Below are 19,965 nucleotides of genomic sequence, written 5' to 3' on the forward strand. Positions count from 1 at the left end.
AGGCTTTTACACTTGAGAACGACTAGCACCTACCACTAGTCCAGCGGTACGGCGAAGGAGGACTGCCAGGATCTGGCAGCAATCTGGCCCATCTCGCGAGGTAGACGGGCCGGAGGGCATGGGGAGAATCAGCTTGGCGGAATGGTGCCCAACAGGCCAATCAGAATGGTCAACAGCAGAAAGCCACCCAGAAACAGCGCGAGCTTGCCCATCGAAACCTCTTCAGTGTGATAGCAGGGATGAAAAGCATTGTCGGCTTCAGGCTGATACGGTTACAGATTCAGGTTCGAAGAAAAAAAGCGGATCAGATGATGCGGCCCGGAGCAAAACCTGACACCTGTGCTAGGGTCAAACGCTCTCAGACAAGGAACGCTGCATGACCGCACTCGCCGCCAACGCTGCCTTGCTGCTGATCGACCTGCAAGTGGGAATCCACCACCCACGCCTGGGCCGACGCAACAATCCCGAGGCCGAATTGCGCATGGGCGAACTGCTGGCAGCATGGCGCCTGGGCGGGCGCCCAATCGTGCACGTACGGCACGTTTCCCGCTCGCCCGCTTCGGTGTTCTGGCCAGGCCAGGCGGGCTGCGAATTCCAGCCGGCCTTCACGCCGCTGGCCAGCGAAACCGTATTCGACAAGCATGTGCCGGATGCCTTCGCCAACTCGGGGCTGGAGCGCTGGCTGCACAATCGCGGTATCAGCGAGCTGGTGATCGCGGGTGTGATCACCAACAATTCGGTGGAATCCACGGCGCGCTCGGCAGGCAATCTCGGTTTCAGCGTGGTGGTCGTGGCAGACGCCTGCTTCACCTTCGACCAGCATGACCTGCAAGGCCGGCTCTGGCTTGCCGAGGATGTGCATGACATGTCGTTGAGCAACCTGGCTCTCGATTACGCACGGATTCTGGACAGCACCGACCTGTGCGCCTGTATCTCAATGTGTACAAACTGAGACCGGATACACAAGAACGCTCAGCGCAGCCGCAATCGACACATGCTCGATACAGCGATCGTCTTGAATGACTTGCATCCCATAGCGCCGATGGCCAAGCCAAGGAGACGCCCCATGCAAGCTCGCCGACTACCCTTCGCATCGACCGCACCCCGTCGTTTCAGCCGTTCCATCCTGTTTGCCTGTGCCCTCCTGCCACTGGCCGTCACGGCCGCCACCACACAGGCGGCGCAAGCGCAGCCTGCAGTCGAGGCAAGCGACGCGTTCGGCCCGCTGAAACATATCAAGGCGGGCGTCCTCGATGTTGCCTATGTCGAACAAGGCCCGGCGGACGGGCCGGTGGTGATCCTGCTGCACGGCTGGCCCTACGACATCCATAGCTTCCAGGACGTCGCCCCCGCTCTCGCCACCAAGGGCTATCGGGTATTGGTGCCCTACCTGCGCGGCTATGGCGAAACGCGCTTCCTTTCTCCTGACACGCCACGCAACGGCCAACCGTCTGCGCTGGCCAGCGACGTGATCGCCTTCATGGATGCACTGCAGGTCAAGCACGCCGTGCTGGCCGGCTTCGACTGGGGCGCGCGCACTGCCGATATCGTGGCGGCGCTTTGGCCCGAGCGGGTCAAGGCGCTGGTCTCGGTCAGCGGTTACCTGATCAGCAGCCAGGAAGCCGCCAAGGCGCCGTTGCCGCCGAGCGCGGAATTGCAGTGGTGGTACCAGTACTACTTCGCTACCGAGCGTGGCCAGGCTGGCTACGAGAAGAACCGCCATGATTTCGCCAAACTGATCTGGCAGACCGCATCGCCCAAGTGGGGCTTCGACAGCGCCACCTTCGAGCGCAGCGCCAAGGCGCTGGACAACCCGGACCAGGTCGCCATCACCGTGCACAACTACCGCTGGCGCCTGGGCCTGGCCCAGGGCGAAGCCCAGTACGACCCACTGGAAGCCAGGCTGGCCAAACTGCCCAGCATCGGTGTGCCAACCATCACCCTCGAAGGTGACGCCAATGGCGCGCCGCACCCGCCAGCCGAGGCGTACGCACAGCGCTTCACCGGCAAGTACGAGTATCGGCTGATCACTGGCGGTGTTGGCCACAACCTGCCACAAGAAGCCCCGCAGGCATTCGCCAAGGCAGTGGAGGATGCCGATCACCTCTGACCGGCCCACAGAGACGAAAAACGCACGCAGCAGACAGAATGCGCAGCCATTTGCGTTGCGCGGAAACTTGTAACATTCAGTTTCATCTTGCCCACGGACAGTAGCCAGCCCAACGCACCTGATCGAGGCTACTTCCGTGTTGCAACGTCTGTTCTGCTCCCTGTCCCTGCTCACCCTGGCCATTTCCGCTGCCCATGCCGCCGACGCGCTCGACACCCCGCGCCTGGCCGGCATGGACAACTTCCGCGACATCGCCGGCACCACCAGCGCCTACACCACCAGCCATGATGGGGTGATGCGTGCCGGGGTGTTCTACCGCTCCAACGCCTTGACGCCGACGGCGACCGACCTCGCCATCCTCAACGGCCTGGGCATCAGCGATGTCTACGACCTGCGCACTCCCAGCGAAATCGCCAGCACACCCGACACCCTGCCGGCCGGCGCCAGCTACACCAACATCGACATCATCGGCAGCACCACGTCGGGCTCGAACATCACCAGCATCTCGTTCACCAGCGCAGCCCAGGCGCGGGCGATGATGCAGGAAACCAACCGTGCCTTCGTCAGCGATGCCGGCATGCGCGGGCAGTTCAGCGTACTGTTCAACGAACTGGCCAGCGCCGACGGTGCCGCGCTGTTCCACTGCACCGCCGGCAAGGACCGCACCGGCTGGACCGCCGCCGTGTTGCTGAGCATCGCCGGGGTCGACGACGCGACCATCATGAGCAACTACCTGGCCACCAACGACTACACCGCCGCCCGCGTGGCCGCGACGCTGGCATCCATGCCGGCAAGCATGGCTGCGATCTACGCGCCGCTGCTTGGCGTCGAGGCCAGCTACTTGCAGGCCGGCCTGGATGAGGTCACCGCCGAATACGGGACCATGGACAACTACCTGAAACAAGGCCTGGGGCTGTCGCAGGAAACCATCTACGTGCTGCGCGGCAAGATGGTGCGCTATGGCACGCTGCCGGGCGAAGCCGGCCTGCTGGGCAACGCCGAGGCGGGTGCGCAGCTGCTGGGCCAACTGCAAGACACCTCGCTCTCGGGCAACTACACAGCCTACAACTACTACCTGCAGTCGGCCATCGACGCCGGGACGCTGGGTGGCGTCGAGTCGACCGTCGGTGGCCAGGTACATGCCGATGCCGTCAGCTTCCTGCTGCGCCAAGGGGCGATGATCGACCGAGCGGCCGCGCCCTTTGCTGATGGCAGCGACCTCAAGGTCGGCCAATCGCGCCTATGGAGCACCGCGCTGGCCGGCTACCTCGGTACCGATGGCTCTTCCCACGCCGCCAGCAGCAACGAGCACAGCCAGGGCCTGATGGTCGGCATGGCCCAGCGCTTCTCCGAGCAGCTCAGCGCCCATGCCGGTTTCGGCTACAGCAATGGCAATGTCGGTGGAGCCGGCGGCGAAGCGGACACCGACCTGACCTTCCTCAGCCTGGGGGCGCGCTTCGCGCCGAATGGCCTGGAGCAAGGCCTGTTCATTGACGCCGATGCCAGTGCTGGCTGGCTCGACTATTCGAGCAAGCGCGAACTCGGTGGCGGCCTGGGCACGGCCAAGGGCGACAGCCACGGCACCCTGGCCGCCGGCAGCCTGGCGCTGGGCTATCGCCTGCCCACCGGCGCGCTGGTGCTGGAGCCGAGTCTCGGGCTGCGGGTCAGCCGCGTTGACGTGAACGGCTTCACCGAGAAAGGCAGCGAGCTGGCCTTGGAGGTAGATGACCTGAAAGAAACCCGTCGCGCCGCCGTGGCCAACCTCAAGGCCTCCTTTGCGCCGATCGCCATGGGCAGCTGGCTGCTGGTGCCGGGGGTCGAGGTGGGTTACGAGCATGCGCTGGGCGATCATGAGGTCGACAGCGAAGGCCATCTGCTGGGGCTGGATATCGAGCAGCGCGCTGCCTTTGATAATCGTGACCAGTTCGTGGGCGGCGTGAACCTGATGGCCAACCTCGGGGCACTGAGTGTCGGTGCCGAGATGGCGGCCACGGGTGGCGGGGACAGCCATGGGATCAGTGGCAGCCTCAAGGCCAGCTATGCCTTCTGATACTTGAAGCGGGCTGCTTTGCAGCCCATCGCCGCGGTTCGTCGCCACGACAAGCGCGGCTCCCACAGGGATTTCACCGCACCTGAGATCGATACACCCTGTCGGAGCCGCGCTTGCTGGCGATGGACCACAAAGTGGCCCCGACTACCGGCGCCGTATCAAAGCCGGGCTGACACCAAAGGCTTGCTGGAAGTACTGGGCAAACCGCCCGGCGTTACTGAAACCATGGCGCAAGGCAACCTCAGCCACCGACCCACCCTCCCCGCGCGCCAGCACCTCTCGCGCCTGTTCCAGCCGCACCTGCCGCTGATAGCCGATGATCGATGTCCCTGCAAAACGCCGGAAGCCATCCTGCAAAGCCCGCAGGCTGACATTGGCCAATCCCGCCAGCTCGCTACCACTGACCTGCCTGGCTGGATGCTCGCGCAGATAGGCCATGGCCAGCTTCACATGCCGCGGTGCAATCGCCGGTGCCGGGTTGCGCAATGCCTCGCTGTAGTTGTGCGGCCAGGTTTCGAGAAGCGCGTCGACCAGCATCTCCTGCAAGCGCACAGGCATCAGCAGGCCGGTGATGATCAGCTGGTCGAACTCGGTCCCGGTCGCCAGTTCGAGCAAGGCCCGGATCCCCTGAAACGCCGGGTTGCCCAGGTCGACCTGCGGCGCAAAGCGAATCGGCGCGGGCAAGGGTTGTTCGAGCAGGGTCGAAAGCCGCTCGGCGAACGCGCCACGGCGGATCGACATGCCGCACTGGGCGTGCCCCTCGGTGATGCGCACCGAGCGGATGTCGAGCTTGTCGACTGCCAGGCCGACCAGAGCACCGCCGATCGACTCGCCGCGGTGGTCAAAGATGATCTTGCCCGCAGTGGGCAGCACAAAGGTAATTTCGTCCTGCGGTGCCGGCAGGACAATGGTGAAGTCGCCCTGGTAGTGCATGCGCCGCACGCTCATGCCGTCGAAACGGCCGTAGACGCCACCGATGGCGATACCTTCGCCCAGTGGCGCCATGTCGGCATACAGGTTGCCGTACAGTTGCGTAAACAAGGCGGCGAACTCGTCGCTGCGCATGTCGCTGGAACGGAGCATGAACTGCTTGCGGGTCGTGCCGGGATACACCGTTGCACACCTTGTGCCACGAAGGGGACCGGCACACTATCAGGAACGCATTACAGCCGCGTGACGCCCAGGCTCAGCCCAGCCAGCGCACCAGGGCAAAACCGGCGAAGGTCATCAGCAGCGAACCCAGCACATGCGCCGAGACCGTGGCGGCAGCCCAGCCGTAACGGCCATGCATGAGCATCGACAGCACTTCAGCGGAAAAAGTCGAGAAGGTGGTCAGCCCGCCACAAAAACCGGTGGTGATCAGCAGGCGCCAGGCCGGGTCGAGGTTGGGCCAGCGCATGAAGAAGGCCATGGCGCCACCGATGACGAAGCCGCCGATCAGGTTGACCAGCAGTGTGCCGAAGGGCATGCCCGGAAACAGCGAATTGAAGCGCAGGCCGAACCACCAGCGCAGCACGCAACCGCTGCTACCGCCGACGATCACGGAAATGAGGGAAAGGTACATCGGGTTACTCCACAAGGTATCGAAGGCCCTGTGGGTAAACGGCAGGCATGGCCTACGCGCCCTGTCACAGGGGGTGCGTAGGCATCATCAGCGCTAGGGCGGTTCAAGGAGGAATGCCATCTCCTGAAGCCGTGATCTTAATGGGCATCGCCGGGCAATGCCACTATCAACCTACCGATTTCAGTTGCGGCCGCCCTTCCACGCGCTCAAGCATGGTCGCGCAGTACCAGTCATCGAACTGGCAGACACCATTCTCGGCATTTTCGGAGAATGGGCCAGGCTCGTAGCTGGGCGAGGAGACGCCGGCGTGGGTGCCTTCGACCAGGCGACGATCCTGGTCGTTGGTGGCCAGCCAGACCTTGGTCAGGCGATCGAGATCGTAATCGACCCCTTCCACCGCAGACTCCGGCACCAGCCATTTGGTGGTCACCAGCGTCTCGCCTGGCCCGATGGGCAGCACGCGGAAACTCAGCGCGTGGTCGCCCAGGAAGTGATTCCAGGTGGAGGGGTAGTTGAAGTACAGCAGCGCGCCGATATCCGCCTCGCCACTCTTGTCCAGGCGGCCCGCAACGGCTGGCTTGCCATCCATGGTGTAGCTGACCGCACCGGCAGACAACGGAATGCGCGTCATGCGGAAGCGCCCCAGCGGGTCCATGTTCAGCCGGCTTGGCATGCCGGCGGCTTCACAGCGGCCCCAGTGCGCCACCAGCTCTGGGTCGTCATCGCCGCCGACGCCAGCAACCGACAGGTTCTCGACAAAGGAATTGAGCAACTCCGGGTGGGTGCCGTCGCAGTGGTAGCACTCGCGGTTGTTCTCGAAGACCAGTTTCCAGTTGCCCTTCTCGATCAGGTTCGACTCAAAGGCGACCTTGCAGTTTTCCAGGAAGTGCGGCGCGATGAAGGGACTGACGGCGGCGCGGAAGCTGGAGAAGTCCGGGGCCTTCTCCGCGACGCAAACATAGATGTAGGTGTGCACCACTTCGATATGCACCGGCTTCAGGCCGTAGTTGGACTTGTCGAAGTCGGCGCCCATGTTGCCGGCATAGATCAGGTTGCCATCGAGCTCGAAGGTCCACTTGTGGTACGGGCACACCAGCTTGGCGACCTTGCCACTGGCGTGCTCGCACACCTTGGCGCCGCGATGGCGACAGGCATTGTGGAACGCGCGCACCTCGCCATCCTTGCCGCGCACGACGGCCACCGGGTAATCACCGATCTGCAGGGTGAAATACTGGCCAGCCTTGGGAATTTCGAAGGTATGCCCGGCGAACACCCAGTCCTTGTGCCAGATCTGCGCGAGATCCTGCCGGTAGACCTCAGGATCGAGATAGAGCTCACGCGGCAACACATGGCGAGGTTTGCGCTGCTTGATCAGGCCAATCACGGATTCATTGCTGTTCATTATTATCCTCCGGACACTGCAAAGAACTGTAACTTCAATCGCTCCTTCGCATATTACGCCGCACTGAAAAACTTACACCGGCACTAAAATTACCGTACGCATAACTTTAATTCATGCGAGAAAACAAGCTGATTGACGCTGGACAATCGACTATCCACGACATTATGTTACGCAGCCATAACAAGGGGTTATCAAGAAAAGCCTGGAAAAGTCGTTAGACCAGCTTTGCGAATCACCCCTATATTAATGCGCACACTGATGGCAACTTCCGCCCTCTATAAGCATCGACATTCAATGAGTAGCTCAAGCATTGCGCCTGGGCTAAGGGGTGCCGCCATGAAAACAATTACAAGAGCGTTTAGCCGTACCTTCGCCGACCGTAACCTGGGCTTCATCTCCCACGAGCGGATCGAGCGAAAGACCTCCAGGGTAGGTTTTCTCCTGCTCGAGAACTTCTCGTTGCCCTGCTTCACCCAGGCACTGGATGTGCTGGTCACCGCCAATCTGCTGGCGCCGGGTGCGGTGCGCGTGCACACGTTCAGCCATGACCACCGCGAAGTCATGAGCGACCTGGGCATCCCGATCAGGCCCGACACGCCGCTGACCGACACTCGCCTGTCCGACCTCGACCTGATGATCATCTGTGGCGGCTTGCGTGCCGCCAGGACAGCACCGAACTGGTTGTCGGCCCTGCTGAAGAAGATTGCCAGAATGCCAATCGCCCTCGGTGGGCTGTGGAACGGGGCTTGGTACCTGGGCACCGCAGGCCTGCTGGATGGCTACCGTTGTGCGATCCACGCCGAGCAGCGCACGGCCCTGGCCGAACGGGCTCCGCATGCCAACGTGACCCATGAACCCCTGGTGTTCGACCGCAATCGCATGACATCCGCCACGCCCAGTGGCGCCTTCGAGATGATGATTCGCTGGCTCGCTTTCGGTTCTGCCCCCCAGCTTGCCGATGCCGTGCTGGATACACTGGACGCCGACCAGAGCAAGTACCGCAGTGTGCAGAAGCCACAACAACCCAAGGTGAGCAAGGTGCTGCGCGAAGTCATCGCGTTGATGGAGGCGAATATCGAAGAACCGCTGAGCCCGGACCAGCTTGCCGATGTCGTCGGCCTGTCGATACGGCAGATTCAGCGCCTGTTCAAGGACCAGCTGAACACCACACCGCAGAAATACTACTTCCAGCTCAGAATCACCGAAGCCCGCCGCTTGATACAAAACTCCAATGCCTCGATCTTCGATGTTTCGCTGGCGTGCGGTTTCGTCTCATGCACGCATTTCAGCCGATCCTACAGCGCTTTTTTCGGGCACCCGCCGTCGAAAGAAATCAGGTATGAAACCTGATCAGGTCAAGGACAGGCCTCGTTGTACAACAACAATAACGACAACTATCGCCCTCTGAGTTTATTGAGCGAGTCCGCCGTGAAATTCATTGTTCGCGGCGTTGCGCTGCCAAACTTCAAAAGCCTTGTATCAGGATATAAAAATGACGCGCCCTAATCTTTCAGTAGAAGATGTACCGCTCAACAACTTCCACCGGCTACTCACGCTGCGCTCGGGCGGCGGTTCGTTTGTCGACGGTTATGTGCTCAGTATCATCGGCGTGGCCCTGGCACACCTCAGCACTTCGCTGTCCTTGAGCAACTTTTGGGAAGGCCTGATTGCGGCATCGGCCTTGATCGGGATTTTCTTCGGCGGCTTCCTCGGCGGCTGGCTAACCGATCGCCTGGGCCGCAAGCGCTTGTTCTTTGTCGGCCCTACCCTCTTTATTCTTGCCTCCCTCGCTCAATTCTGGGCTGATAGCGCTGCAGCGATCTTTGTTCTGCGCCTGATCATCGGCATCGCCGTAGGCATCGAGTACCCGGTCGCCACTTCGTTGCTGGTGGAGTTCATGCCCAAGAAATACCGCGGCCCGCGCCTGGCGATGTTGACGATCCTCTGGTTTGCCGGCGCAGCGGCGGCCTACATCGTCGGTGAACTGGTGCTGCGCAGCGGTGGCGACGACGCCTGGCGTTGGGTACTGGCCAGTTCGGCCACCATCGGCCTGGCTCTGTTCCTGGTGCGTATCGGCACCCCGGAATCGCCACGTTGGCTGCTGAGCAAAGGCCGTGATGCCGAGGCAGAGCAGGTCATCAAACAGGTATACGGCGATGATTTCGGCCTGCACAACTTGCCGGAAGAGAGCCCCAACTACACCGTCAACGTGTGGAGCCTGATCTACTCGGGCTATGCCAAGCGCATGCTGTTCATCATCGTGTTCTGGACCTGCTGCATCATTCCGCTGTTCGCCGTGTATGCGTTCGCGCCCAAGGTACTGGCCGCGATGAACGTGAAAGGCGACAGCGCCTCCATCGGCTCTGTGCTGATCACCTTGTTCTTCGTGCTCGGCTGCATCATTGCCACCCGCCTGATCAATACCCTCGGCCGTCGCAACCTGCTGCTGTACAGCTTCAGCGTGTCGGGCCTGGCGCTGCTTTGCCTCGGCGCATTCAACAACGGCGCGGGCATCTGGGTACTGCTGTTCTTCGCCCTCTACGCGCTGTTCATTGGCGGCGCCCAGGTGCTGACGCTGGTCTATCCGAACGAAATCTTCCCGACCGAGATCCGCGCATTCGCGGTGGGCGTGGGCACTTCGATCTCGCGCATTGGCGCGGCGGTGGGCACCTACCTGGTGCCGATTTCGCTGGACACGCTCGGCATCGCCCAGACCATGTATGTGGCCGCAGGCATCACCTTCTTCGGCTTGCTGCTTTCTTGGCTGCTGGCGCCGGAGACACGCTCATTGAACCTTCAGCAGGCCTCAGCGCTGAGTTGAATGCGCTGAGGGCTATCGGGTTCTCCTGAGTTTTTCCGCCTTCAAGCGCCGATACAATGCCATCACCGGCCGCAGCATGGCCAGCCGGTCGAATATCGACAAGGCATGCAGGTCGGTGCGCGAAGGCCGTTGGTAACCGAGGTTCCAGGTGAAGTAGTAGGCCTGGATGTTCTTGTCGGAGTGAATCAGCGTATTGAGGGCCGCGTCATAGTGCATCGGCCCGCCGTCCGGATGCCCTGGCGGGCGCTGCAGGATCTGCGCGAGAAAGTCCCGCAGCTTGCCCACGCTCTTGCCGTTCACCGCATAGAAGTGCGACAGGTGGATGGGGCGATCGACCAGCACCCAGCCGGGGGTATCGGAATTGCCCTCGCAGGAATGGCCCAGGTAGGCAATGTCCCAGTCCATGCCCTGCAGGGACTCGATGGCCTTCTTGCCAAACGGGCCAATGCGCCGGGAGAACTGGATGTCGTCTTCCATGATGAGGATGTTGTCGACATTCAGGCGTACGGCTTCTTCCAGTATCTGCATGTGACTCATGAAGCAGCCCCGGGCGCCGATGCTGGGAAAACCCTCTTGGTCGGTAGGCGTCACTGCCGGGAAAAAGCCGATCTTCTGGTCATCGATGTGGAAGCCGTTGCGGGCGAACTCGGCTTTGGTTTCTTCGCGGCGGTCCGTTCTGGACGGGATATTGATGATTCGGGTCCGATCAAAAAAGTCGATCACATTCATCGTTAAGGTCCTTGGTACAGCCGATCAGAAGGCGAACAGGTGGCTGATGAACTGGCCACACAGGGCGCCAAACACCATGACGGGCAGCACCACCAGCTCACGCTTGATACTCAGCATGCCCAGCTGGTGGCTGACCTTGAAAATCAGGAACAGCGTGAAGAAGGTATGCAGGGCCACCCCCCACAGTGCGTAGGTCACCCCGCCAATGGCCAGCAGCAACGGCATCAGGGTGAACAGCGCCACCACCCGGATAATGTTGTCCATGGCCATGTACTTGGTCAGCCCCAGAGCCATCCATATCTGTTGCGTCAGGCCGTAGCGCAAGGTGAACAGCGACAGCGACAGGATCGCCATCATCTGCCCGGCGTCCTGGTACCGGGCGTCATACAGCCAATGGATGATCAGCGGGCTGGCGGTGAACAGGAAGCCGCAGGTGAACAGGGTCAGCACATCGAAGATCAGCCTGAAGCGGAAATACAGATTGCGCAGGCGCTCCATGTCGCCGGTCCTGGCCGCCTCGCTGAAGGCTGGCAAGGCCACGGCTCCGGCCAGCCGCTGCAGGCTGAGCTGGAAGGCCGCCAGAATGCCCACGGCAATCGAATACACCCCCAGCTGCGCCACGGTCATGCTGCCGCCGAACCAGATCCGGTCGCCCTGCATGGCCAGCACGCCGACGGCGGACGACAGGAACACCCAACGGCCGTAATTGACGATCTCGCGCAGGGCTGCAGGGTCCCACTGCGGGCGGTCTTTGTGCCCCGGGAAGATCAGGTGGCTGAGCACCGTGGTAACCAGGGTGGAGACCAGGCCTGCAGCCACCAGCGCCCAGATGGAACGGAAGAGGTAACCGATCACCAGCATCACCACCAGGCCGGCGATTTGCGAAACCAGCTCGACCAGCACCACTTTCTTCTGCTGGAAAGTGCGAATGGCCACGTCGATCTTGGTCGACTGGAAGGCGAAGATGATCGCGAAAAAGCCGGTAACAGCCAGTATCCCAGGCAGCTGAGGGTCAGCGTAGGTGGAATGCATCGGCCACATTTCGAAGTGCTGGGAAATCCACGACGCCAGCGCCACCAGCTGCATCACCACAAACAGCCCCAGGCCGCGAATGATCTGCAGCGACCAGATGGTATTGAGGAACAGCGGCTCGTCGCCGCGCGGGCTTTGAATGATGTTCTGCCGCAGCCCCACATCGGACAGCAACAGCAGCAACACCGAAACCGTGGTGGCGATGGCCATGAGGCCGAACATTTCTGGCAGCAGCAAGCGGGTGATGATCAGGTTGCCACCCAGGCGTATGACCTGGGAAGCGACGATGGAGCCGATATTCAGCGCCCCAGCCAACAACACGCGTTTGCGAAGACTTTGCGAGGACGACAGATCGATCGTAGACATGGCACCCACAGTCCCTGTTTTTAAGACGTTACTATAGTCTCAATCTGCCATGTTGCTATGGCGCCAGCGATCCTGCCCACCGATGGCGCCACCCTGCTCGGCATTGCCGGGCTTTACGGTAGTTACTGCGCTTTCAGGTAGCGCCTTGTATGCTTGCCTGCAGCCAGGAATGGCTATATGCCATGGCCTTCAATGATTGATCGCCAGCGTCGGAATTCGGATTTCCATCAGGTACCACCGTGAAGCGTGACATTCAACTCGTCGTTCTGCTGCTATCGGTCATTGGTTGCTCCCTCGCTTCGCTGACGCTTTGGAAAGTCATGGCTTCCCGCGAACGCGCCCTTGCAGAAGTCGACATCCATGGCCTGAACCTGACCCAAGCCCTGTCCACCTACTCCGAGGGGATTGTCCGGCAAAGCTCCATGATCCTGCTCGGGCTGGTCGAACGCCTTGAAACCGAAGGCAGCGGGCCGCGGCAAATCGAACGCCTCAGCCAGCTTGTCAGCAGGCAGCAACCGCTGATGCCGCAGTTGAGCGGGATCACCGTATACGACAGGGACGGGCGCTGGCTGATGTCGTCCAACCGCCCCATCCCGGCCGGTGCCAACAGCAGCGACCGGGCGTACTTCATCCACCACCGTGACGACCCTTCCCGCGAGCCTTTCATAGGGCTGCCCATACGCAGCCGCGCCAATCAGGAATGGGTCATCACCATCAGCCGCCGCTTCGACGACGCCACCGGGCAATTCGCCGGGGTGGTGGCCGTGACCCTGGGCGTGGAGAACTTCCTGCGCCTGTTCGGCCAGATCGACCTCGGCCACGACGGGGCCATCGGGCTGTCCTATACCGATGGTTCGCTGCTGGTGCGTTACCCGTTTCGCGAGCAGGACATGGGGCGCAATTTTTCCAGCTCACCCATTTATGCGAAGTACCTGATCGACAAGTCGGTGGGAACCGCTTCGTTCACGTCAAGCCTGGATGGCGTCGAACGCCTGTATGCGTTTCGCAAGAGCGACCAGCTTCCTCTGGTGACCACTGTCGCCCTGGGCAAGCGCGAGGCATTGGCGGCCTGGCAGCTGGAAGCGCAACTGTCGGCGCTGGTGGTGAGCGGCCTGCTGCTGCTGACTGGCAGTATCGGCTGGCTGTTGATCGGCGCCATGCGTCGTCGCAGCCTGGCAGAAGGTGAACTGCGGGTGACCCAACAGCAACTGCTCGACAGCAACCAGCAACTGGAGCGCCTGGCCATGCACGATGCGCTGACCGGGCTTGCCAACCGGCGCCGCTTCAACGAGACCCTGGCCCAGGAGGTCGGCAGGGCCAGGCGTAGTGGCAAGCCCCTGGCGCTGCTGATGATCGACATCGATCACTTCAAGCGTTACAACGACAGCCACGGCCACCTGGCCGGTGACGCCTGCCTGCAGCAAGTGGCCCAGCGCCTGGCGGCCTGCACGCGCCGGCCACCCGACTTGCTGGCGCGCTACGGCGGCGAAGAGCTGGCGGCGATCCTGCCGGATACCGACTGCGCAGGCGCGGCCAGGGTCGCCCAGGCGATGCTCGACTGCCTGGCCCTGGAACCTCTTGCCCACGCTGACAGTCCTTTTGAACAGGTGACCGTGAGCATCGGCGTCGCCAGTGCCCGGGGCTGCGATCTGGACAACAGCGAGGCGCTGCTGGCACGCGCCGACCAAGCGTTGTACGTCGCCAAGGAAGCGGGGCGCAACCGCCTGCATATCGGCTGAAAACGGCGCGGACGGCAACCACCCGGCGCGCCTCCCATGGCTTTTCGAGACTGCACGCTTGGAACCTTCAAGGCCACTCGCTTCGCAACACCGCGCCCTGGACTGGCTGAACTTCTTTCTTGCCGACGTCCGCGATGGCCTTGGGCCCTACCTGGCCATCTACCTGCTCGCGGTACACCAATGGCAGCCGGCAAGCATCGGCCTGGTCATGAGCCTGGCAGGCATCGTGGCGCTGCTGGCGCAAACACCGGCCGGGGCATTGATCGACCGCACCACGGCCAAGCGCGCGGTGGTGGTGATCGCCGCCGTGCTGGTCACCGGCAGCTGCCTGCTGCTGCCGTGGATTTCATCATTCGCCGGTGTGGCCTTGACCCAGACTGTCGGCGCCCTGGCTGGTTCGGTGTTTGCCCCCGCGATCGCCGCCATCTCGTTGGGCATCACCGGCCCCAAGGCCTTCACTGCTCGCGTGGGCCGCAACGAGACCTACAACCATGCCGGCAATGCCTGCTCGGCAATGTTGGCCGGCGTCCTGGCCTACCTGTTCGGCCCGGTGGTGGTGTTCTACCTGATGGCGGTGATGACCGTGGCAAGCATCGCGGCCGCGAGCCTGGTACCGGCAGCGGCGATCGACCACCAGCTCGCACGCGGGCTGGCGCAGGGCCCGGTCACCGACGAGCACCCCGCCGGGTTCAAACTGCTGCTACACAACCGTACCCTGTTGGTGTTCGCCGTGTGCTGCGCGCTGTTCCACCTGGCCAATGCGGCGATGTTGCCGCTGGTGAGCCAGAAGCTTTCGCAGGTGAACCTGCAGCTGGCCACTCCCCTCACCTCTGCCTGTATCGTCGCCGCGCAACTGGTGATGGTACCGATGGCACTGCTGGTGGGGGCAAAGGCCGACGATTGGGGGCGCAGACCCTTCATGCTGGCGGGTTTTCTCATCCTGCCACTGCGGGGGGCACTTTATGTGCTCAGCGACAACCCGTTCTGGCTGGTCGCAGTGCAGCTGCTCGACGGCATCGGCGCAGGCATCTTCGGCGCGCTGTTCCCGATTGTGGTCAAGGACTTGACCGAAGGCACCGGCCGCTTCAATGTCAGCCTCGGCGCGTTGACGGCAGTCTTCGGCCTGGGCGCCGCGCTCAGTCCTGGCATTGCCGGGCTGGTGGTGCAGGCAGCCGGTTACAATGCGGCATTCCTGACCTTGGCCGTGATTGCCGGTGCCGCTTTCCTACTGGTGCTGGTGGCGCTGCCCGAGACCCATCCAGGCGCATGGCCATCGCCCTCCTCTGCACCTTCCGGACACTGACCCAGCATGCCTTTGAGCGACAACGCAACGATCATCTGGACGGTGGCCGCCTTGGCCACCTGCGGCGTCATCTTGCGCCCCTGGCGCATCCCCGAATACGTCTGGGCCATGGGCGGCGCATTGCTGTTGGCCGGTCTGGGGCTGATCACCCCTGGCAACGCGCTGGCCGCCGTAGCCAAAGGCAGTGACGTCTACCTGTTTCTGATCGGCATGATGGTGCTGGCCGAGCTGGCTCGCCAGGAAGGCCTGTTCGACTGGCTGGCCCGTTATGCGGTGCACCATGCGCGGGGCTCCGGGCAACGGCTGTTCGACCTGGTGTTCCTGGTGGGCACGCTGGTTACCGTGTTCCTGTCCAACGACGCCACGGCAGTGGTGTTGACCCCGGCGGTGTACGCCGCGTGCAAGGCCGCCAGAGCCGAACCGTTACCGTACCTGTTCATCTGTGCCTTCATCGCCAACGCTGCCAGTTTCGTGTTGCCGATCTCCAACCCGGCCAACCTGGTGGTGTTCGGCAGCCAGATGCCACCGCTGCTGGACTGGCTGAGGCAGTTCAGCCTGCCATCGCTGGTGGCGATTGCACTCACCTACCTGACGCTGCGCCTGGCCCAGCGCCGGCAGATCCGCCAGCCGCTGGCCTTGACCGTGGATACCCAACCACTGACCGCAGGCGCACGCCTGAGCGCAGTGGGCATCGGCTTTACCGCAGCCTTGTTGCTGGGCGCATCGGCACTGGACCGGGCGCTGGGCCTGCCGACCTTCTGCGCCGGCGTGGCGACCACGGCACTGGTTCACATGCGCCAGCGGCGCAGCCCGATGCCGGTGCTGCGCCATGTAGCCTGGGGCGTCCTGCCACTGGTGGCGGGTTTGTTCGTACTGGTCGAAGCAGTCGCTCAAACCGGCGTGATCGTGCGTCTTGCCCAAGCGCTGGCAACACTGGCCGAGAACTCGCCGGGCACCTCCAGCTGGGTGGCGGGTGTGGGTGTCGCCATTGCCAGTAACCTGATGAACAACTTGCCGACCGGGCTGATAGCCGGGTCCATGGGTTCGCTGGTGCAATTGCCGCAGCAGGCGACCGCTGCTCTACTGATCGGCGTAGACCTGGGGCCGAACCTGTCGATCACCGGATCACTGGCGACCCTGCTCTGGCTGGTGGCAATCCGTCGCGAAGGCGAACATGTCAGTGCCTGGCAATTCTTGCGTCTGGGCCTGCTGGTGATGCCTCCAGCCCTGGCGGCTGCGCTGCTGGTGCTGTGGGTGTGAATCAGCGCGCCTGCCTTCCAGTGGTGAGGCATAAATCGGGCGGCGCTCGGTCGCATACGCGCTGCAGATACCGAAATGAACACAGGGTGTTGATGTTCTGCAATGATAGGGCAAGACGACTGCTCTCAAAACACGCGTAACTGTTGAATCGAGACCCCATGCTGACAGTGCAAGAGCTGATTGCCATTGCCCCCCTGCAATTACAGTTGGTGGCCGGCTTCGCGGGCATCACCCGAATGATCACCTGGGCCCACACGGTGGACCTGCCCGACCCGTGGCATTGGGTTTCGCCAGGTGATCTGGTCATGACCACCGGTGTCGGTATGCCGATTGGCGATTCGGCGCAGGCTCAGTGGCTGGAAAAGCTGGTGCAGAGCAATGCAAGTGCCCTGGTGATTGCCCCTCGCGAAGATGCCCCGGCCTTGTCGCCGAGTTTGCTGGAGACAGCTGATCGCCTGCTGTTCCCGCTGCTGCATGCAAGCTTCGAACTGGAGTTCGTCAAGCTCTCGCACCAGGTGATCGAAAGCGTACTGCAGGCGCAACGCGAGCGCTTCAACGCCAGCGAGCGATTGTTCCAGACCTACGCCCAGGCGCTGCGCATGGAACCTGACATGCCGGGGCGGCTGTCGGTCCTGGCCAGGAGCCTGGGCGGTCACCTGGCTATCGAGGATGCCATCACCGGCACCCGAATCGTCGAAAGCCAGCCGGCAGGGGATCAGGTACCGGTAAATGTCGAGCGCATCGCTATTGGCGGAAGAACCCAAGCCAACTTGCTGATCAGCAGGCGCCCCAACGTGTCGATGGACGATTCGATCCTGGTGCGCTCGCTGGTCGGTCTGCTGGGTGTGGAACTGGAGCGGCAAATGATTCACCGGGACCAGCAGCGCGAAGAAGGCGGAGCATTGCTGCGCAGCCTGCTCGACAGTGAAATCGAGCCGGCGCTGACCCGGCCCATGCTTGAGCGCCGCGGCCTCGGGGGCACCCTGGTCGCCCTGGCGATCCGCCCGGGAGGTGGCAGCATGCGCACCCCCGATGACATTCACCATGCCCCGGCGTTGCACGACGCCACGCCGCTATTGCTGAAGGAACGCTCGATGCTGTTAGCCATCGGGCGCGACGATGCCATCCTGTTTCAGGCCTTGCTCGATGGCCTTGGCCCAGGTACGCAGATAGGCATCAGCGGGCCCATCGCCACGGCCACCGGCTACCGGGAGGCCGCCCGGCAATCACGCCTGGCACTCACCCAAGCTGCAGAACTGGCCTTGCCGACATTGCGCTACGGCGATGCCGACACTGGCTTGATCATGGCACCCAAAACCCTGCCCGAAGCCCGGGCGCTGGTGGCGCGCTACCTGGGGCCACTCATCGAGCACGACCGCTTGCAGAGCGCCGCCTTGCTGAACACCCTCACCACGTTCCTGAAAAACGATGGCAACTGGAAGGCCAGCGCGCTGGACCTGGGTATTCACCGGCAAACCCTGGTTTACCGCATCAAGCTCGTGGAGCAACTCACCGGTTTCAACCCCACCACGACCCAAGGCATCGCACGCTTCTGGATCGCCCTGCAAGCGGGCATCAATTCAGGCCTGCTGGAACCGCGCTGAGGGCTGAATGCAAACGGCCCCGCTGCGTGGGCGGGGCCGTTCAGGCTCAGTCAGCCAAGTCGGTCAATGGCTGGTCGGCATCGCGAATTCCGCACCTTTGGCAATCGCCTGCGGCCAGCGCTGCATGATGCTCTTCTGCTTGGTGTAGAAGCGCACCCCTTCCTCGCCATAGGCATGCATGTCGCCGAACAGGCTCTTCTTCCAGCCGCCGAAGCCATGCCAGGCCATCGGCACCGGAATCGGCACATTGATACCGACCATGCCCACCTGAATGCGGCGCCCGAACTCGCGGGCGATATGCCCGTCGCGGGTGTACAGGCTGACGCCGTTGCCAAACTCATGGGCGTTGATCAGCTCGACCGCTTCGGCAAAATCCTTGACCCGCAGGCAGGCCAGCACCGGGCCGAAGATCTCTTCCTTGTAGATGCGCATGTCCGGGGTGACATTGTCGAACAACGTACCGCCCATCCAGAAGCCTTCTGCACAGCCCTCTCCCGCCGTCTGGCCGTTGAACGCTCGACCGTCGACCAGCAACGTAGCGCCTTCCTTTACGCCTTGCTCGATGTAACCGGTGATGCGCTCGTGGGCAGCACGGGTCACGATGGGGCCCATTTCAGCTTCGAGGTTGGTGCCGTTGAGCACCTTGAGCTCCAAGGTGCGCTCGATCAGCTTCGGCATGACTTTTTCTGCTGTCTCTTCGCCCACGAACACCGCCACGCTGATGGCCATGCAACGCTCGCCAGCAGAGCCGTAGGCCGCACCGATCAACGCATCGACAACCTGGTCGATGTCGGCATCGGGCATCACCACCAGGTGGTTCTTGGCACCGCCCAGGGCCTGCACGCGCTTGCCGTGGCGGGCACCGGTCTCGTAGATGTGGTTGGCAATCGGGGTCGAGCCTACGAACGACACGGCTTGCACATCGGGGTGTTCGATCAGCGCATTGACCGCATCTTTATCGCCCTGCACCACGTTGAACACGCCGTCCGGGAGCCCGGCCTGCTTCAGCAGGTCGGCAATGAACAGGCTCGGGCTTGGGTCCAGCGGGCTTGGCTTGAGCACGAAGGTGTTGCCGGTGGCCAGGGCGACCGGGAACATCCACATGGGCACCATCACCGGGAAGTTGAACGGGGTGATACCCGTGACCACGCCCAGCGGCTGGCGCAGGGTCCAGTTGTCGATGTTGGTGCTGACCTGGTCGGTGAAATCGGTTTTCAGCAGCTGCGGTGCACCGCAGGCGAATTCGACGATCTCGATGCCGCGCATCACTTCGCCTTGTGCGTCGGTGAACACTTTGCCGTGCTCGGCAGTAATCATTCGGGCCAGGTCGTCACGGTGTTCGTTGAGCAGCGCCAGGAACCTGTTCAGCACCCGCGAACGGCGCAGCGGCGACAGGTTGCTCCAGGCCGGGAACGCCGCTTTTGCCGAGGCCACGGCGGCATTTACGTCGGCGTGCGCCGACAATTGCACCTGGCCGGTAACGGCACCGGTGGCCGGGTTGTAAACGGGTTGCTGCAGGCCGCTGCTGGCATCGGCACGGGCGCCGGAAATCCAGTTGGTGATGGTGGTGGTCATGCATGTCCTCACAACTTGAGAAGGGAAACGGTGCAAGGCCTGGGCCTTGCACGTGAATCAGTAGATGGCGTAGACCTTGCGAACGGTCTCGATCACGTCCCAGCGGCCGGTCCAGCCCGGCGGCAGAATGATGAGATCACCGCCGGTCACTTCCACGACTTCCTGGCTCTGATCGTCAGTCAGCAAGGCGCGGCCGGAAATGATGTAGGTGAACTCGGTATCGGGCCGGTCGATCACTGGCCAGCCACCGGGTTGGCATTCCCAGACGCCGAGGTTGCCCACAGCCTCGGGGGCAAGGCGCTGAATGGCGATTTGTGGGTCGCCTTGGTCGGCGCCGGCGCGTTGGCCAGCAGGGTTCAGTGGCAACGATTGAATTGCCGCGGACTTGATGATCGTGAAAGTAGTCACGG

The 19,965-nt window shown here is 62.6% G+C and carries 16 protein-coding genes and 1 riboswitch; of the genes, 9 read left to right on the plus strand and 7 right to left on the minus strand.

Annotation, left to right across the window (positions count from 1 at the left end; all coding sequences use genetic code 11):
• The first annotated feature begins 376 nt into the window (after nt 1–376).
• The 3 genes from ACLEJU_RS17410 (at nt 377) to ACLEJU_RS17420 (ending at nt 4,160) form a co-directional block, all read left to right on the plus strand.
• Nucleotides 377–952 (plus strand): cysteine hydrolase family protein, encoded by a 576-nt coding sequence (locus tag ACLEJU_RS17410; protein WP_440776713.1) that lies wholly within the window; start codon nt 377–379, stop codon nt 950–952.
• 114 nt (nt 953–1,066) lie between these two features.
• Complete coding sequence (locus ACLEJU_RS17415) at nt 1,067–2,110, plus strand: alpha/beta fold hydrolase (RefSeq protein ID WP_440776714.1); 1,044 nt, start codon at nt 1,067–1,069, stop codon at nt 2,108–2,110.
• Between the two features lie 136 nt (nt 2,111–2,246).
• Entirely contained in the window at nt 2,247–4,160 is a 1,914-nt protein-coding gene (locus ACLEJU_RS17420) for a tyrosine-protein phosphatase (protein ID WP_440776715.1), read from the plus strand.
• Between the two features lie 144 nt (nt 4,161–4,304).
• Here ACLEJU_RS17420 and ACLEJU_RS17425 read toward each other — a convergent pair whose 3' ends face one another.
• From ACLEJU_RS17425 to ACLEJU_RS17435, 3 genes are all read right to left on the minus strand, one after another.
• Nucleotides 4,305–5,243, minus strand: a complete 939-nt coding sequence (locus ACLEJU_RS17425; RefSeq protein WP_440776716.1) for an AraC family transcriptional regulator — start codon at nt 5,241–5,243, stop codon at nt 4,305–4,307.
• 103 nt (nt 5,244–5,346) lie between these two features.
• Nucleotides 5,347–5,724 (minus strand): fluoride efflux transporter CrcB, encoded by a 378-nt coding sequence (gene crcB / locus ACLEJU_RS17430; protein WP_440776717.1) that lies wholly within the window; start codon nt 5,722–5,724, stop codon nt 5,347–5,349.
• A gap of 71 nt (nt 5,725–5,795) precedes the next feature.
• A riboswitch (Fluoride riboswitch) is annotated at nt 5,796–5,857 on the minus strand.
• Nucleotides 5,858–5,890: 33 nt separating this feature from the next.
• Nucleotides 5,891–7,126, minus strand: coding sequence for an aromatic ring-hydroxylating oxygenase subunit alpha (locus tag ACLEJU_RS17435; protein WP_440776718.1), 1,236 nt, complete (start codon nt 7,124–7,126; stop codon nt 5,891–5,893).
• Nucleotides 7,127–7,462: 336 nt separating this feature from the next.
• On the opposite strand from ACLEJU_RS17435, the gene ACLEJU_RS17440 reads away from it, so the two are divergent.
• Entirely contained in the window at nt 7,463–8,476 is a 1,014-nt protein-coding gene (locus ACLEJU_RS17440) for a GlxA family transcriptional regulator (RefSeq protein WP_440776719.1), read from the plus strand.
• 142 nt (nt 8,477–8,618) lie between these two features.
• Nucleotides 8,619–9,947, plus strand: coding sequence for an MFS transporter (locus ACLEJU_RS17445; RefSeq protein ID WP_440776720.1), 1,329 nt, complete (start codon nt 8,619–8,621; stop codon nt 9,945–9,947).
• A gap of 12 nt (nt 9,948–9,959) precedes the next feature.
• On the opposite strand, the gene ACLEJU_RS17450 is transcribed toward ACLEJU_RS17445, so the two are convergent.
• Nucleotides 9,960–10,676, minus strand: coding sequence for a glycosyltransferase family 25 protein (locus ACLEJU_RS17450; protein ID WP_440776721.1), 717 nt, complete (start codon nt 10,674–10,676; stop codon nt 9,960–9,962).
• A gap of 24 nt (nt 10,677–10,700) precedes the next feature.
• Nucleotides 10,701–12,074 carry an oligosaccharide flippase family protein gene (locus tag ACLEJU_RS17455; RefSeq protein WP_440776722.1) on the minus strand — a complete coding sequence of 458 codons (1,374 nt, stop codon included), beginning with the start codon at nt 12,072–12,074 and terminating at the stop codon, nt 10,701–10,703.
• A gap of 239 nt (nt 12,075–12,313) precedes the next feature.
• Here ACLEJU_RS17455 and ACLEJU_RS17460 point away from each other — a divergent pair, with 239 nt between their 5' ends.
• From ACLEJU_RS17460 to ACLEJU_RS17475, 4 genes are all read left to right on the plus strand, one after another.
• Nucleotides 12,314–13,813, plus strand: a complete 1,500-nt coding sequence (locus ACLEJU_RS17460; RefSeq protein WP_440776723.1) for a sensor domain-containing diguanylate cyclase — start codon at nt 12,314–12,316, stop codon at nt 13,811–13,813.
• A 58-nt stretch (nt 13,814–13,871) separates the two neighbouring features.
• Nucleotides 13,872–15,116 (plus strand): MFS transporter, encoded by a 1,245-nt coding sequence (locus tag ACLEJU_RS17465; protein WP_440776724.1) that lies wholly within the window; start codon nt 13,872–13,874, stop codon nt 15,114–15,116.
• A 6-nt stretch (nt 15,117–15,122) separates the two neighbouring features.
• Nucleotides 15,123–16,376, plus strand: a complete 1,254-nt coding sequence (locus ACLEJU_RS17470) for an arsenic transporter (RefSeq protein WP_440776725.1) — start codon at nt 15,123–15,125, stop codon at nt 16,374–16,376.
• A 158-nt stretch (nt 16,377–16,534) separates the two neighbouring features.
• Nucleotides 16,535–17,980: a PucR family transcriptional regulator gene (locus ACLEJU_RS17475; protein WP_440776726.1), complete on the plus strand. Its 1,446-nt coding sequence runs from the start codon at nt 16,535–16,537 to the stop codon at nt 17,978–17,980.
• A 63-nt stretch (nt 17,981–18,043) separates the two neighbouring features.
• Here the strand turns inward: ACLEJU_RS17475 and ACLEJU_RS17480 are convergent, their stop codons facing one another.
• Together ACLEJU_RS17480 and ACLEJU_RS17485 are read right to left on the minus strand one after the other, a co-directional pair.
• On the minus strand, nt 18,044–19,555 hold the full coding sequence (locus tag ACLEJU_RS17480; RefSeq protein ID WP_440776727.1) for a CoA-acylating methylmalonate-semialdehyde dehydrogenase: 1,512 nt from the start codon (nt 19,553–19,555) through the stop codon (nt 18,044–18,046).
• 57 nt (nt 19,556–19,612) lie between these two features.
• On the minus strand, nt 19,613–19,963 hold the full coding sequence (locus ACLEJU_RS17485) for a cupin domain-containing protein (protein WP_440776728.1): 351 nt from the start codon (nt 19,961–19,963) through the stop codon (nt 19,613–19,615).
• Nucleotides 19,964–19,965: the final 2 nt, after the last annotated feature.

The organism is Pseudomonas sp. SMN11, assembly GCF_052041945.1.
Classification (GTDB): Bacteria; Pseudomonadota; Gammaproteobacteria; order Pseudomonadales; family Pseudomonadaceae; genus Aquipseudomonas.